This is a genomic window from Bradyrhizobium sp. BEA-2-5, assembly GCF_032918025.1.
Taxonomy (GTDB): Bacteria; Pseudomonadota; Alphaproteobacteria; order Rhizobiales; family Xanthobacteraceae; genus Bradyrhizobium; species Bradyrhizobium pachyrhizi.
The window spans coordinates 594482-610462 of sequence record NZ_CP136629.1; the positions used below are offsets into that span (position 1 = coordinate 594482).

General features: G+C 56.2%; 14 protein-coding genes. All 14 read right to left on the reverse strand.

Going from position 1 to position 15981, the window contains the following annotated elements; genetic code table 11:
* Positions 1-561 precede the first annotated feature (561 nt).
* The 14 genes from RX327_RS02740 to RX327_RS02805 all read right to left on the reverse strand — a co-directional run bounded on the left by RX327_RS02740 (position 562) and on the right by RX327_RS02805 (position 15978).
* Positions 562-1458 (reverse strand): plasmid partitioning protein RepB C-terminal domain-containing protein, encoded by an 897-nt coding sequence (locus RX327_RS02740; protein WP_317249410.1) that lies wholly within the window; start codon positions 1456-1458, stop codon positions 562-564.
* Positions 1459-1461: 3 nt separating this feature from the next.
* Positions 1462-2340, reverse strand: coding sequence for a plasmid partitioning protein RepB C-terminal domain-containing protein (locus tag RX327_RS02745; RefSeq protein ID WP_317249411.1), 879 nt, complete (start codon positions 2338-2340; stop codon positions 1462-1464).
* Positions 2318-3832, reverse strand: coding sequence for a recombinase family protein (locus RX327_RS02750; protein ID WP_317249412.1), 1515 nt, complete (start codon positions 3830-3832; stop codon positions 2318-2320). The genes RX327_RS02745 and RX327_RS02750 overlap by 23 nt, the downstream gene beginning before the upstream one ends.
* Positions 3833-4930: 1098 nt before the next feature.
* Entirely contained in the window at positions 4931-5653 is a 723-nt protein-coding gene (locus tag RX327_RS02755) for an aKG-HExxH-type peptide beta-hydroxylase (RefSeq protein ID WP_317249413.1), read from the reverse strand.
* Complete coding sequence (yhhC, locus tag RX327_RS02760; RefSeq protein WP_317249414.1) at positions 5643-6221, reverse strand: cyclophane-containing peptide 2OG-Fe(II) oxygenase YhhC; 579 nt, start codon at positions 6219-6221, stop codon at positions 5643-5645. The genes RX327_RS02755 and yhhC overlap by 11 nt, the downstream gene beginning before the upstream one ends.
* A complete protein-coding gene (gene yhhB, locus RX327_RS02765; RefSeq protein ID WP_317249415.1) occupies positions 6218-7345 on the reverse strand; it encodes a cyclophane-forming radical SAM/SPASM peptide maturase YhhB in 1128 nt (375 codons plus the stop codon). The genes yhhC and yhhB overlap by 4 nt, the downstream gene beginning before the upstream one ends.
* A gap of 9 nt (positions 7346-7354) precedes the next feature.
* Entirely contained in the window at positions 7355-7525 is a 171-nt protein-coding gene (gene yhhA / locus RX327_RS02770) for a YhhA family cyclophane-containing RiPP (RefSeq protein ID WP_317249416.1), read from the reverse strand.
* Positions 7526-7833: 308 nt separating this feature from the next.
* Positions 7834-8592 carry a hypothetical protein gene (locus tag RX327_RS02775; RefSeq protein ID WP_317249417.1) on the reverse strand — a complete coding sequence of 253 codons (759 nt, stop codon included), beginning with the start codon at positions 8590-8592 and terminating at the stop codon, positions 7834-7836.
* Positions 8589-10016 carry an AAA family ATPase gene (locus tag RX327_RS02780; protein ID WP_317249418.1) on the reverse strand — a complete coding sequence of 476 codons (1428 nt, stop codon included), beginning with the start codon at positions 10014-10016 and terminating at the stop codon, positions 8589-8591. Before RX327_RS02780 ends, RX327_RS02775 begins: the two co-directional genes overlap by 4 nt.
* Positions 10017-10662: 646 nt before the next feature.
* Complete coding sequence (locus tag RX327_RS02785; protein ID WP_317249419.1) at positions 10663-11301, reverse strand: hypothetical protein; 639 nt, start codon at positions 11299-11301, stop codon at positions 10663-10665.
* 258 nt (positions 11302-11559) lie between these two features.
* Positions 11560-12162 (reverse strand): hypothetical protein, encoded by a 603-nt coding sequence (locus tag RX327_RS02790; protein WP_317249420.1) that lies wholly within the window; start codon positions 12160-12162, stop codon positions 11560-11562.
* Between the two features lie 499 nt (positions 12163-12661).
* Positions 12662-13114, reverse strand: coding sequence for a GIY-YIG nuclease family protein (locus RX327_RS02795; protein ID WP_317249421.1), 453 nt, complete (start codon positions 13112-13114; stop codon positions 12662-12664).
* A 243-nt stretch (positions 13115-13357) separates the two neighbouring features.
* Positions 13358-15595, reverse strand: coding sequence for a phage/plasmid primase, P4 family (locus RX327_RS02800; RefSeq protein ID WP_317249422.1), 2238 nt, complete (start codon positions 15593-15595; stop codon positions 13358-13360).
* The gene (locus RX327_RS02805; RefSeq protein ID WP_317249423.1) at positions 15595-15978 is read right to left on the reverse strand and encodes a hypothetical protein; all 384 of its coding nucleotides are present in this window, start codon (positions 15976-15978) and stop codon (positions 15595-15597) included. Before RX327_RS02805 ends, RX327_RS02800 begins: the two co-directional genes overlap by 1 nt.
* Positions 15979-15981: the final 3 nt, after the last annotated feature.

The window sequence follows — 15981 nt, forward strand, 5'->3', positions numbered from 1 at the left end:
GCAGATCATCTTGCAACCATTAGTGGCCCACAACCCGTGGTTCTACGGCGTTGAAAGTGTGAACTGGTTCACAAACCAGCGGCGAACGGGCTGCTAGATCGTTCCGCGCTGAGAGGTTTCAGGGGGCTCAGTATAGGCGCCGTCGGGACAGCTCATTTCGAGCCCGGCGGCGTAGCTTTTTTCCAGGACCGTTTCGACGGCGGTCGCGTTTGCTGAACATGCTGCGAAACCCTCGAGGGTAAGCAAGCGGAAGACGTTCTCCAGCGACGGTTCGAAAAGCAGTTTGAAAGCTTGGGTGGAGAATTCGTTCTCGGCGACGGATCAAGTTTGTTCGTGGCCCTCTCTGACGTTACTAGCCCCACTAGCTTCAAGGCTTCCGGCGCCTAACGTGGGGGTGATGGGAGTGCTCGCATCCTCTTTAGAACCAAGCGTCCTTCACTTAGCTGACGGTTCGGCCATACCCCATCGATCTGCTCAGTGCCATTCGGTCGGGACGGGATTCCATCAAGTTCAAATACTCGAATGCAGCCAATTTGATTAAAGGCCAGCAAGAGTGGCTGGTCAGGCCGTGGTCGACTCGGATTCGGTGATCCGCTGGAATTCGAATAGCAGCTCCTGGAAGTGCTTAGCGAGATAGCCGACGACCTTGCCATTACGCAGCAGCTTTGAGACGTAGCCGACAGCCAACACCAGATCGAGATGATCGGTCCCATAGGTTTGTTCGGCGACCTTGAATTCGCGGGCGAGGGAGGCTGATTCCCGTTCCATCAACGCGACCTGTTCGTCCGACAGACCCTTGGGTTGGCGCGGCGTATAGCCGGCCGCCAGTTGACCGCGCGGCGTTGCCACCACCAACGAGCGCACATAGCTATTCGAAAAATTGTTCATCGCGATCATCAGCTCAACCGCCTCGATCTGTCTAATCGGAGCAAGTTTGCGCAGTTCTGAAAACGTGTTGAGTGTCAAATGCTTTTCTTTGAGCAGCTCAACCGCCTCGGTGCAGATGCCATCTAACAGTTTGCGTCGCCGACGGATGCTGGCGACATCGACATTGAGTGCTCTGGCGATCCGCGCCTCCGAGACTCCTTTCTCGATCGCTTTGAGGATCATCCGATGTTCCTGAATGATCGCGATGCGGTTGACCCTCTTGTTATAGGTGAAGGCCTCGTCCTCGGTCGACACCAGGCATTCGATTTCCGCCAGACCAGAGTCCTTCAAGACCTCTAACCGCAGATGGCCATCGAGCAGCAGGAACTTGCCGGTGGTGTCGCGGCTCCGCGCCACGACTGGCGGCTCGACCAATCCGATTTCGGCGATCGAGGCTGCGATTTGGCGGTACTTTGCCGAGCGCTTGACCTCCTCCGACACGAGCTTGAGGGGCTGAATGTCAGTAAGTCGGGCGACCAGCGTGCGCTCTTCAAAGCCCATGCGGACAGAAATGTGAGGCCGGCGCGCCATGGCTCATCCCTGGCCGTGCAAACGGACCGCAAGATTCTTCGGTAGCGTATCGAGCTTTTCATCTTGTAAAATCATCAGAAAGTCCCGCTCGGTGAGGAGTTTCCGTAAAGCCTCGAGGATGAAAACCAACCGCGCCTTTGTGCTGTTGGATTTGCGGACCAGGACGCGCTTACGGTCAACGTCCTGCCGATAGGCGCGCAACAGGGCATTCGAGCTGATCGGGGCATCTTCGGTTCGGCGTGGGCCGGTTTTGTAGCCCTTGCCGCGGCGCCTCCGCTGCTCGATCAATTTCTTAGCCGCGAGCAGCCGCTGGCCGCGCAATAGCTTCTCCTCATAGGCGTGTTGCAAGACGTTCTGGACATCATCGTCTTCGGCCTGGGCGATCAAGACAGCGATGCTGACTGGCAATTGTCCGGCCTCGACCGCCCGCAACAGCCGTTGTTCGCCACTCTCCAACAAATTGCTCACACCCTTCACATACTCGACGGTGAGCCCGGTCTTGCGGGCGATGTCATCGAATTCGTATCCCCTTTGCCGTAAGCCATCGATGTCGTGCAGCAGGTCAATTGATCGATGCTGGCGTCTGGCGCAGTTCTCGACCAAGCTCATGATCGCGCTGTCTTCATTGCTGGCGTCGATGACGATCGCTGGGATATCGCGCTGTCCGAGTGCCTGGTAGGCCTCGAGCCGCCCCTGACCGCAGACAAGGTCGTAGCGCGGCTCGCCGTCACCGCTCTTCCGCCTCACCGTGATCGGCCGCTTCAGCCCCAGTTCGGCAACGCTCGTGACAATCTCTTTGAAGATACGCCGGTTCCGAGCCCTTGGGTTCACCACATCGATCGCGCTGATCGAAATCATCTCAACGGATTGAGCTGAGCCCATAGCTGACCTCCATCAGTTGCGAACGAGCGGCAAGTTCGAACATCATATCCAGGGTGTCGAAGCGGTACGCATCTAGCGCTAAACCGTTGTCTTCGGACAGCGAGGCACTTGAGTGCTCAATCTCGAACCGCGGCAATAGATAGTAGTCGAGGATGTCGCTGTTCATCTGGTTCATGCGAATCGCTACAGTGATGTCGGGGCGTAACCCACCATCGAAGCGAATTTTCCAACGATATGAGCCAGCCACCGTCTCCTGCGCTCGAACCAGACATAATGAGGTTGTAAACTCATCATTGACCGAAAGCAGGTCGGTTTCGACGTACTGCTCGACTGTGCCGCCAATCGCTTCGATTCCGCGAATCGTTGTCTCGATGAGCTTGGGATACATCCGCCGTAGTGCCCGGTTTATCTCAATATAGCGGTAGTCACGCTCTGGGGTAAAACCGATCAGTTCATATGCCCGGACAAGGCTTCCGAATCGAGCCCGGTAGGCGCTGCTCGAGGGCCCAAGCTCCAACTCATCGATAATGATGCCAGACAGGTAGCCGTGCTTTTCGAGCAGGCCCCGCAACAAATCCAGCAACTCTTCATCGGAATAGGTCTTGGCGCGATCGTCGATGATTTTCTGTGCCGCCCGGAAGGTTTCATCATCGACGATCGAGTCAAATGCTTTGTCGTGTCGAATCCAGTGCTCCGGTGGGTTATAGACTCGGTGACCTTTCAGTTTGCAGGAGCAGTGGTTCCAGACGTTGTTGCCGACATATTTTTCGTTGATAAGGATCTGGTGCACCGTGGCCCTACTCCAAGGACGACCGAGATCAGTGAGGATGCTCTTGTCGTTGAGACGGGTCGCGATCTCGCGCTCGCCTTTGGCGTGATGCACGAAACTATCGTAGATAAAGCGGATGGTCTCGATTTCTTCGTTGGGGCCAGGAATAAGGATGATGCGATCGGTTTGGATGCTTTTGTGCTCACCGCGAATTAGCGCCCCCTTGGGTACGCCATTTTGATCGATCAGTTGTCGCCTCAGGCCGTAGCCAGCGGGCCCGCCTTGACGATAGCCAAGTTCGATCAATCGGCGCTGCCCGGCAAAAACCTTGACCGATAGTTCGCGGCTGTATTCGCCGGCCATGGCCCGCTTGACGCCTTTCACAATGGTCGAAACGGGGCTTCCATCATTCTCGAACTGTTCGGCGCAATAGCGCACCGAGATGCCGGCTCGTTTGCAGATGTATTCGTAATAGGCGCTTTCATCGGCATCTTGAAAGCGGCCCCAACGACTGACGTCATAAACCAGAATCGTCGAAAACTCTGCAGCGCCGCTTTGTACATCGTCGATGAGCTGCTTTAGCGCGTCTCGGTCGTCCAGATTTAAGCCGCTCTTACCGCTGTCTTCGTAAGTCTTCAGTATCTGAACGCCATGGCGCGCGGCGTATTCGCGAATGGCTTGAGATTGGTTTGCGGTTGAGTATTGCTGATGATCCGTCGACATCCTTACATACTCGGCGGCGTACAAGCTCTGATGGTGTGACCGCGTTTGCGATTGAGTCGAGGAAGTGCCTAGGGTCATCGCCGCCCCACTAGCGTCAAGAAGACATGATGCGGTGAGCGAAACCATAACGTAGCTTGGGAGGAAACATGTTTCCAAAAACGGGTAAGAAGTTTCCAGGCGACGCCGACGTGGCGGCTCCAACATATGCGACGTTGATCGCTGATATACTTCGGGCCGAACTTGGCAGTAGTCATAGAGCCAACAAAACGTTGATGAAGTGGACAGGAGCGAATGAGAGAACTGCCAAAAATTGGTTGTCGGGATCGAACGGCCCAAGCGGCGAGCACTTGCTGCAGCTAATGCGCAATTCAGATCGTGTGTTCGAATGTGTGCTGAGGTTGGCTCACCGACCAGCGGTCGTCTCAAATCAAAGACTTGTTGAGGTACGGAATAGCCTACAGGGTACGGCTGATTTGCTCTCGGAAGTGATCGACCTTCAAGGCGGGTCGGGTCGACCCAGGTCCATGTCAGCATGCTCGAGTAATGCGGTTCAAGCAAGGTCGGCTTGAGACGAAGCGCGATGCGGTTGACACCCCCCCCAAGGTAGTCAGCGGAGCTGTAGACCGCGTCCGGGCTACCCTTGATCTGCATATGCCAGTCGTATCGAGGGCTATCCAGCTCGTATCTGTAGAAATGGCATTCCGTGGATGGAGATGCGTGCCACGCAAATGCCTTGTTCCACTGACCGGTCTGCATCCTCGCTGGCGGTGCTTTGTGCGAGGGAGAAAATGCCGGCTCAGTTAGCTTCGATGCGGGCTGCGGCCCTTTCTCCGCTTTCGTCGTGCCAATGAAAGCTTGACGGTTGAGCCACTTCTCCGGGTTGAATAAGGCCGTCGTGGACCAGGCGATTGATGTTGAGCTGTAGCCCCAGTTCGAAGGGAGCCCGTTGCATTTGTCGTGGCATGTTCCAATGCCTTTTGGCTCCGACGCGTACCTGCTGCACCTGCTTTTTCGTTGAGGCCTGCGCGGATTTGGTCCTGAGCTCGCGTCAAGCCTCGATGAATTGCTCGATTTCGGAAGTCACTTCCTCAACCTGTATCAATTCGCTGCTAGAAGTTGTCTAACGAGGCGCTCGCCCTCTCCAGTGAGTCCCATCGATAAACGATTCATGTCGATACTGCCAATTTCATCGTTGATTTGAGCAATTCGTGAGGACGTGTAGCGTCGGCCTCCCTCATCGAGCTGAATGTTATCGCTCAGCTGCATGAGGCAGGCTCGAATGCATACAAACACGTAGGCGCCGTGCAGTACGCCGCGCAGATACCGTGGATGATCTCGCCACGGCGATGACATCATGGCTGTCTCGTTGGCGATCAGGGGGATCTGATGTTCTAGTCGTGTAAGCTGCACGTGCATCGCCTCATGAACGATGTTTTCCAGGGATCTCAGCGCCGCGCGATGGCCCTCGTCCTCTGGGATCGTGAGAAAAATTAGAGAATCCCAGCGCGGTTCGCTGTGGCTAATGTCATAATCTGGTTCCGCCACCAGCGGTACTATCTGCGTCACACAATCCCAGATCGAGATTTCAAGCAACCGTACCTCTCGCAACATAGTTGCGGCAGCGCGTAGCGAGCGGCTCATGCCGGCATTCAGGCCCTCGGCGAAATCGAATCCACGGGCCACTAACTCATTGCGAATTTCAGTGTCTGGCGCGCTTACTAGCTCAATTAGCCAGTCGTCTTTTGCGGTATTGGCGCAAGTCCTGCGTCCCGCCAAAGCGGGCAGAACCCAGGGCTGTGTGCGATCGTATTCAGTTTGCACGTTTGAACGAGTACACAATTGTGTAGCGCTCGCCTGAACGGATGGTTGACACGGCGTGATATGACGTGGGCGAGATCTCGAAGGCCATGCCGCTCGCATGCCGCGGACGTATCAAGCGAGCAACCTCCTCGACCGTCGGCCCAGAGAAGAGCATTAAGATGCCACCGCAATCGTCCGTCCAGTCGCGGTTGAGCTGGATGAGCACGCGGTGGGTCTCCTCGCCCCCTATGTAGTCATTGTGGATTCTAATCGTTTGCCCCGGTAGCAGCTTGTGGGCGTTAACTTCCGTTAGAATCAACTCTTGCGGCTCAATTGGATTCAATAGCTGGCGACGGAGCGAATCGACCCGTTCATCCGACAACACTGGTGCGACTTCTTGCGGAAGCTCCGCTTCGTGGAGGTTCATTTCATACTGCTCATAGAAGCTCTCAACGCGGAGCCGCCAGGGAGCAGTTGTTTCGAACCACTTCAGAACGTTCTCCGCTAGATCAGAGTCTAGCGCCTGCCCTGCAACGGCATGAGGAAACGGCGCTTGCCGTGCGAGCGCGTGCGATTGACTAACGGTCACGCAGCTGTCCTCCTTGCTAGGTGAGCCGCGAGACGCCGTCTAATCCGCGAGATGAGTTTTCGCTGGTCCGTGCAAAAGACCGTGGGATTATCGTACCCGCACTTTGTGCTGTAGCGATGCGTGACCATCCCGCCACCGCAAATAGATAGCTCTTCACAGGTACTGCAAATGGCCGATGTGGGCCGTTGCGCAGCGTGGTAGTTTGCGAAGTCGGAAGAGCGAACGACCTCTGCAAGGTCAGATGTGTGAACAGACCACTCCTTGTCGAATCTGTCACCCAGCGGCGTGCTCTTAAGTGTATCGTTTTTTGTGATCGTTCCGTCTGTGTCTATGACTACAATTCCGAAGTCAGTAATCCCCATCCCTTCCTTCGTGCCAGCCCCACCAGCAACCAGCTTGATGAGGTCGTCCAAGAATCTGATGCGAGGGGGCTGGGGATCGGAACAGTAGAGGTCGAGGATTCTCGACATCCAGTCTCCATACTCCGAAGTGTCGGCCCGCTTCTTTCCACTAGGCAGAGTGTCCCAATTTCCGTCTCGGTATAGAAAGTCGATGCTCGGGGCGCCGAGATCCTTGAAGTATTGGTAGACCTCGTCAGGAGATGATGCTGGGTCGACAACGGCAAGTACGCCAGAAAACATTGACTGCCCCGAGGGGTGAGATCTCAATGCCTGGACGCCTGCCACCACGGCCGAATGGGTCGGGTTTCCGCGAAGATCCACTCTATGCTTGTCGTGGACATGCGCTGGTCCATCTAGGCTAACTGAAATGGTCACGCCAAATCGATTGCAGACGTCCAGAATTGCTGGGCTTAAGAGTGCGCCATTGGTTTGGACGTTGAGAGAGCAGTCGGTTGGAAGTGATTGGCGGAGAGTTTCAAAGAGCGACTCGAGCCGCTGGGGTCCCAGCATTAATGGCTCTCCGCCATGCAAGACAACGGCAAACGGCGCGGATTGCGACTCGACCAGTCGCTTGAGTTGAATAGCAACAGCCGCCTGCGTTTTTGAAGACATTAGCTTCGGCTTGTCGCGCCACGTCACATCGCCCATGTTGTACACGTAGCAATAACTGCAATTGAGATTGCAGCGACTGGCTACCTTGAGCAGGACGGTATCGATACGCACGGCATCGGCTCAGCGATTGTGCCGGTTGTACGTGCGATTGTAGTTTCGCGTGATCTTTAGACCTTCGTCCCGCACCTCATTGAGCAATCGGTCCAAGGCAGGGCTGTCCAGAGAAACATCGAGGGCATCGACGTCCTCCTTGGACTTCGTTTCGGTTGGTGTCGGCGTCGAGCGTTCCATTCTAAGGCTCCCAATCTACGCTGAGTTATACACGGAGCTCGTCAAATACAAAATTCAATTTGGTTAGAGATGTCGCAAATTTTCATTTCGCTGCGGCAGATGAGCTACAATATATTTCTTGCGTTTCGAGTATTGGTGCCTCGTTCTATGATGGATCATAGAATTCTTCTTTCGATCTAAAGCTTATGTTTTGCTACGCGGCGAAACTTGACGATTTTCTCGTCCGTCGTCGTGTAAAGTTTTTCGTTTAACTTTGGAGTATGCTTGCAAGGTTGAGAGTTGGGTCAACTCCCAGCCTGGATGATCATTCACCGTGCAGCCAGCAGGTCCATGACCATTGCACTGTATTCGGCATCGCGAGCTGCGAGGCGAGCCAGGAGGTCGCGGGCTTCGCGCTGTCGCTGTTGTGTATCCGGGTCCATCTTGCTGCTAGGTGCTTTAGCGAAGTCGCGTATGGCGATACATTTTTTAAGATGACGTAGGCGGTCGGTCGTTAATGCGATGCGATCGAGACCAAGGGCCTTGATAGTGGCCTTGCCTAGGTCCGAGGTGCCCACTACCGCAGCCTTGTTGAACCGGATGTGGTTGCGCGGATCTTCGGCTCCGCCAGGATCAAGAATCATTGGCTGTTCAATGCGTCTGTCGGTGCGTCTTCGCTTTCGGCGAGCCGGGTCGCGCAAAGGAAAGAGATTCTTCTTTCCACTCGAATTACAACGCTCGCAGACGAAATAGAGGTTGAGCCATGCGTAAGCCAGCCAATAGTAGCCCGGATATAAAAGTTGTTCTCCTTTGGCCTGTTGGGAGCAGGTTTTCGGCCGGTAGTGCTCTACATGTCCCGCTGCAATATGTGAGATGTGAGCCTCGCAGTAGCAACATTTGTCATGTTGGGCAGCTTTCAGTGCGTTCTTGACGTCAGAATGACCATAGATTTTCTGGTCGAACTTGAATGGCTTCGAGCTCGCACCTGCGTTTGGATCTTGTGCGATCTCTCTCTCAAATGCTGTTACGAGGGCAGGGCCGGCACTAAGGCGTGCCGGCCCTGCGACTGGCTTTTTTATTTTGATCAAGTGCTCGATGCTCTCGATTTTAGCGTGGCTGCGACTTCGCGGACAATGCGAATTGCTTCTTCGTCATCGGGATTTGTTTCTGTTGGAAGGTTGAGCATCTCCTCTTCGATCTCGCGTAAGCGCATTTTTTCCCTCGAAGTCTTCCTGCGTTTGGAGGTTAGACGCTGTTGCTCCTCGAACAGTTCCTCGATCGCAGGGGGCCAGAAACTTTCTAAGCCGAAGAGATCGGACGTAACGATTTGATCAAGACGCCAATTCGCCACTACTGTGGGATCATTCTCGATTATCGAGTGATCACCTTCGCGCATTACGACAGCCAAATTGGCGTTGAGAAATGATTGAGCCATCAGCGGGCTGTGAGCTGTGGCGATGAACTGCACATTCGGAAAGTGTTTGGTGAGACGGTCCTTAAGCTGGCGCTGCCATCGCGGATGAAGATGAAGATCTATTTCATCAACTAAGACAATGGCTGGCTCACTGAGTGGATTGTTGCTCTCAGGATATCGTTGGAAGAGCCGCCAACCGATATCTACGAGCCAAGCTATCATCGTTTGATAGCCATGGCTCAGCTGGCGCAGCCTCACTTCGCCATCAAGTGTCTTTACATAGGCGCCGGACTTTCCATCAGTGCCGAGCGGTCCGGGTCGATAAATGCGGATATTTGCAGCGTCATCCACCTCGGGAAGAAGGGAAGCAATCATTTCCAGGAAGATCTTTTTTTGTCTTTTGGCTTCGTTGGCTTTCTTCCCGCTCGCCGTAGACGCATAATCGATTTGCAGCAAAAGCTGCTCTGCGTCGAAAAGTTCGCCCGCTCCCTTCAACAACGAGTCTGTTGCGAGCGGAGCCCTACCGAAATCCAAGTTGTCAACGCCCATATGGCGCCCAGCGCCATACGCGAGGATCAACGGTTCTTGGAACTTGGAGAAGTTTTTCCAGACACTTTGCTTCACGCCCCGCTCCACCCGAGGCCACCCCTTCGGCTTTCGCGGCCAGCTCGAAGAATCAATTCGTTCCGTTCTTCCAGACCGTCGCGAGAATAGGATCGATGTCTCCACCGACTTCGGCGAGGTCATCCTCTGATCCAGCGTCACTGCAATTGCGAACTTTGCCTTGACCTCGCATTCGACATCCCCGTTGCGGGCAAGGTTCTCAAAGACGGGATTCTCAGCCTGCGCCATGCGCGGCTCAACGAACATCTTCGGATCTTTGCTGCTCTGCCGGTCGTCACTGTTGAACACGGGGGTGAGCTGAGTGATGCATTCCAGCAGCGTGGTCTTTCCCACCCCGTTCTCGCCCAAAATCAAAGTCCATCGTGCCGGGCCGCCTTTTGAGTCGCGAAGATTGAGGGTGTGCTTGCCCGCAAATGACTTCACGCTCCTCAAGTTCAACTCGATTACGTAGGTGGCGGATTTGGAAGCGGTCACAGAGGAGGCTCCTGAGGCGTCTCGACGGGTCTATCTGACTCTTTGACCCCGCGCGCCATATTTCTGGTGTTGACGGCGAAATTCCCGTTTTTTCCTCCCAAGTTCGGCGTCGCTAGGCCGGAATCCGGCTTAGCGGAGCCACACACATGCCGCGAAACTAGGCGGCTGCCAATAAATTTCGGCGGCTTCGGCTTACCTGTCGGAGCATGCGCTCTGTGTTCCTCGCGTTGGCCTTGTTGGCCAGCGGCGCTGTTGGGTAGTGCTGCAGCAAGCTGGCGTCGGTTTCAACTACATGTGTGTGCGTGAGTGGCAGTCGATTGTGCGTCGGCCCGAGGCTTCGAGGGTCGTGGTATTGCAGCCCGACCTATGCGCGGAGCCTGACGACGACAGGCGACATCAGGGTTAGTGGCAAATCTGTCTGCAAAAGGGGGACATCTGGGATGGCTTCGGCTTCACCAACGTGGTGCCGCAAACATAGAAGCCGCATTATCAGCGGCACGACGTCAATGCTCGCATGACTACGACTTGCCATGTCTCTCTCAAGCGGTCCACTGACGCTGAACAACACCGGCAATGAGTTTTGCGACGGGCCCACTGGCACACGTTCCGCACCAACCCCGTCTCGCGGCAGCTGCAAATGTGCAGGCTAGACGTAGCGTCGGGCCATTCGTTCGATGACGTCGCGCATCTTTCCTCGCCGCATATGGCCGCTTCGTGTCGTTTGTGGCGCGAATAGCGCCTTGCCGTACCGCCGCCCGGTATCAAGCCCCCAGAAGTTCGCGGCTCTTAGGCAAACGACCATCCGGTCGCCTCGCTCTGCCTGCGGAAACAGGACTGACTGAGCCCAATCAAGCATTGTTCGGCTGGATGGAAGCGCAGCGAGAATATGATGATCGGTGAAGGCGCGGGAGTGATAGGCTCCGATATTGGCGATGGCGACCTTTTCGTTGATGACACTCGGTTCGCCCAGCCAAGCTAGTCGCTCTTTGCGCCATCTGGCTGCCTCAGGATGATGGTCCGTGAATCCCGACCTGCCGGTCCTTTGATTGACGTATTGCTCCTGACCTTCTTTCGACCTGGCGATGCGAACATCGGTTTCCGAAAGGCCGGGCGACAAGTAAAGGAGCACGACGCGCGCAGTTCGCAGCTTCCCCCCGAAATGGGCTGGTAGGCAACGCAGGTCGAACCCGTGCGAGCCGTTGAGGCGGGCAAAAACCGGGCGGTCCAGTGGGTGGATCGTGTCGGCTTTCCCGATTTTCGACCAGAACTTGAAGATGTCCGTCATGTGCGCCTCTCGCATGGTCAGTCTTTGGCAATCGCCTACTTGCGGCTCTCCCGTCTCCTCCCAAGTGACCTAGGCGACAGCCGATACCTTGCCAACTAGAGCCTTATTCGATTGCGCCCTTACGGCAGCACTCGCCGTCTGGTGAATGACGCCACTCAGGTACCTGACCCCTTCACTAAGGAAGACATCTATTAAGCCAACTTTCGTGGGCGTGGTTAGCCAACATATTTCGATTCGCTTGACAGGGGTTTTCGAGCCCTAGACCACGTCGCCATCGAGCAAGAACAGCCGCGGAAGCACCCCCGCTTCGGAATTAAATTTTTGTAGCTTGTTAGATAGCCGTTCGTAAGTCCTCCATCTCATCCACTTCGGCTTCGGGAGCTCATCCGAGGCATCTGGTCCCCAGGTTCGTTTGATGAGCTTTTCGGCCGAATAGTTCGCGCGAGCCCCAGGCGAATGGTACTGCGACAAGTAGGCGACCTGCTTGCCAAGCGCCTTGCGGCCGACAAAGTACCTTGTGCGCGGCATCGCCCACAGCACGGAAACATGCTTGCCTTGAGCGGGGCAAACAAAATACCACTGCACTCCGCCGAAATGCCGCGGACGGCCTACGAGCTGTACGGTCTGATTGATCCAGGCGGCATGGATGCGCATCTTGCCGCTGCGCGCTTTGTCGGCGGATGGGATTGTCAGGTCGGCTGCGATGCGGGCTGACGCCCTCTCGTCGCCTTCGTCGTCCAGCCAACGAAAGCTTGACGGCTGAGTCACTTTTCCAGGTTGAACCAGGCCGTCGCGGATCAGGCGATTGATGTTGAGCTGAAGCCCAAGCTCGAGGGGAGTCCGTTGCAAGTGTCGTGGCATGTTCCAATGCCTTCTGGCTCCGCTGCAGACCGTACGTTTCCTTGCAAGCATAGAAGGATTTTAATCCTAGATCAATATCGGAAGCGGTTGTCCCGGTTGTCCCGGTTGTCCTGTATGGACAGGACCTTGCTGGCGTCGCGAACCGGTAAGCTTGGTAATTCGCCCAAGGCCGAATGGGGCATCTATATGCAACCTGCCGCGCCGACCGCCGAGGGTGCGTAGCCAGGCCGCCGCATAATTTGCAGGTTGCCCTAAGGGCCATTAGAGGCTTGCCTATCGCTTCTTTGGGGTCGACTGCCACCACGCTAGCCCCTAGCCGCGAACTGCGCCGGACGGGGACCGTTGGCGCGCGCCTTAACGGTGATGCCCTGGGGGGCACGTGGGGCTCCTCTGCCCAATACTGCCCACGCGCGTGCGCGTGCGCCGGAGCGCCAACGTCAATGCGTGCCCCACGTGCCCCCTGGGTGCTATGCGCGATTGCAAACCCCAAGCGCCAAAGTCAGTGCGTACCAAAATCATTGAATGGCGTGTCGAGTGTGATGGCGCAATATATTTCCAAGAGGGCTTGGCGGGTCTGGTCGGTCTCTTCGACCGCACGAAACTCCATCGCACTAACGCGCGTTTTGGCCCTTCTAAATGCGGTCATGAACTCGTGGTTTGCGAGCAGCCTTTCGCGTGCCCCCTTACGGTAATCAACGGGCAACCCAAGCTCTTTGCGGGCGATAAGTGTTGCTAGTGCCGCTTGATTGGTCTGCGATCCCGGGCTCGTATGCTGTCGGAGGCGTCGCGGGATCGTATTCGACCTCCCCGCGTACATAGCCTTTCCATTTTCAATGAATAGATAGACACCTTGCTTCGGAAGCTTCCCGTCTTTCACATGTGGGGCTGCAGCGATCAACCTCTCAAATGTCGGATGAAGAGAATCTACGGCTTCCCGGAACTTAGGATTCATTTTCTTTGCCCCAACTTAGGCGCGACTGCTTTTTCGTACTCGAAGAGATCGCCTTGACCTTGCAACGAACGCTTCCTCACGTCCGTGTAGCGCCAACTCCACGAACTTTTTGTGCTGCGTCTTCCCGCGCTTTCTCGGTGACCATTCTTTCGGCTTCAAATCGTGCCTTCAAGGGGCAAGAGGACGACAAGCTTCCGAAAGCTGCTGCTGGCCGTCAAATACGGACAGTACCTGCCCCCGACATTAAATTGGCTCCAGTCCGTCCGGCTTGAGCCTAACGTCCATATACACCCGGCTGCCGTGGCTCTTGCGCCTGTTGATATTGTGGTGCTCCATCTGCTCGTGAAACCACTTGATGTCGCCCGGGCTACGCTCGCCTGACCGGACCGCGAACTCAACGAATGAGTCGTACGCCTTTACGGTCGAGAGCTTGCTTCCGGGCGCCATTTCCAGTTTGTCCTCGATCCACTGGCCCGGAAGGTCCTGCTCGTTGAAATACTCCTTGGTGGTCTCCACGACGATCTCGGGTCGCTTGATTCCTTCCTTCTGCCAAATCAAGCAACCCTCGATCATCCATCGCATGATGCCCGGCCACTCTATCCGGAGTTTCAGCTCCAACTCGTGGTCAGGGCTGGCAGGCGCGTGGACGAACGGAATTATCGCCAATCGACGTCGCATGGCTTCGGTGACATTGTGCAGCTTCGGCTTGTGATTGCCGACGACCAGCAACTGAAACGTTGGCTGATAGGTGAAGAAGTCTTGCCGCATGTACCGAGCTGTTATCGGGTCGCCCCCCGTGAGCTGCTTTATGCGTGTCTCCGCCCATGCCCGCCCTTCGGATGTTTCGGCACAGGTAACGAGTCTCCTTCCCCGAAGCATGGCAAGATCGGTCGGATGACGGTCGTGGAAAGACTCCGTGAATGTCTCCATTGCCGCTGTGGTGTGATAGTCGCCAAGGATACCGCCGATGGTGTTCAAGAAGACAGATTTACCGTTGCCGCCGGGTCCGTAGATGAAAACCAGTAGATGCTCGCTCGTATCGCCCGTCATGGCATAGCCACAGACGACCTGCAGAAACTTTATCAACTCGGGGTCGTCCGACGTCGCCTCCTTTAAGAATTTGGACCACGTTGGGCAATCTGCAGCCTCTGCAGGAGTGGTTGTAGTGATTTTCGTGATCATATCCTCAGACCGAGGGGCGCGCAGTTCACCAGGCTTGAGGTCGACCGTGCCGCCGGGTGTTCCGATCAAAAACGGGTCTGGGTCCCAGACCTCCTGCGTGACGGCGAGCCGTTGATCAGCGCGAGCAAATCTCTCGACGTTTCCGGCGAAATTCACCCTCGACGTCACATTCTTGATGCGTTGAGGCTGATCCCGTGACAACTCGCGAACGAGATCGCGTGCCGCCGAGAACGCCAACTGCGTTCGGTCCTGTTTCCAGTACGTGCCATCCCACCGATACCACCTGGCGGCGTCGTGATCGAATCGTAGATCATTCGCATGCTGCCCGGCGAACGCTAGCGCTGTGCCGTCCTCTGTGATCGGCGCGCCGATGTCGGGAGGCGGCGCGCGCATACCGTCCTCGATGCCGTTCTTCATAGTGTCGCGGCACTTGGGCTGTTCGTCCCAGTGCGCTATCGCCGCCAAGATTGCCATTTCGACCGCTCCGCGATCGATCCATTCTGGCGTGATCATCCTCCCCATATCTTTCGAACGACGATAGAGCAGATCGTTCCGCGTGCCGGATGGCGCCTCCGAAAGTTCCTCGCAGTACTGATTGAGTTTGTTCTCGGCATCCTCGCGACTCTTGCCTTGGACTGGCCGTCGCTTCTTCGGGGTGCCGGCCGCCACGATCGCCGCGCGCCGTTCGGCTGTGGTCAGATTTCGTTCCGCGAGGCGCAGAAACTCGTGCAGCGTCATGTGCGCACCAGTACGCTTCACGGCCGCGCCCTCACTGCCGAAGTACGGCATATTGAGGCCTTTGACGAGCTTCTCCGGATCAGGACTCAGTGGCTTTGGGAAATACTCAACCTTCTCATCCGAGAGCCCAAGTGTCCAAGCTATACCCTCGGCGACCGCCGTGGCCTCGCTCACCGGTATAGGTCGGTCGTGAAACACGAACAGGTGAGCTCCATCGGACTTCGACCTCGTCACGATAACTGGAAGTTTGTGCCGGTCGACCTCGTTAACGATACCGGCGACGTCAATGCCGTAGGCGTCGACATCCACACACGAGACTGCGCTGAGCCCTTCCTCATTCGCGAGTCCGAGCGAGAGATGCCGCTCGTGTTCAAGGTGCTGCTGCCACGCCGACTGGGTAACAGGCCTGCGAACGGTAACGTATTTGACCTGAAGCTTGAAGTCGTTCGTGCGATGCTTTGCGCCGCTATAATCTATGAAAGCATGCGAGCGCTTATTTGCAGGAAACAGCCGCATCATGCGCTCGGCGTCTGTAAGGGCATCAGTGGTGCGCGTGTCCATTATTCGGCACCGCTGGGTTCGAGTTCGAGGGCAGCGATGAGGTACTCAATCATAGGACGCCAACCGTCTTCCTGCAGCGCGAGAACGTCTCGCAGCCACTGTTCATGGTCGCTAGCGCGAGCCGAGAGCTGCCGGACAGCGACATTTCGAAACCGACGCAGCGACAGCAGCTGTCGCTCCGAGATTGAGAACCTCGGATGGCCGTTCAGTTGTATCAGCCAGGGCCGCTTGCTGTTGGGCGTCGGGTTCTTACGCAACTCGATTGTGTCGTGGCTGTTGCCCACTTGGCGCGCTATAAGCACCGTAGCTGCAATACCATCAGCCAGAAATTGTAGGCCGGCCGAGTGTGCCACCGCCTCGGCCGGTTTGCTGTTGGGGGCCACGGC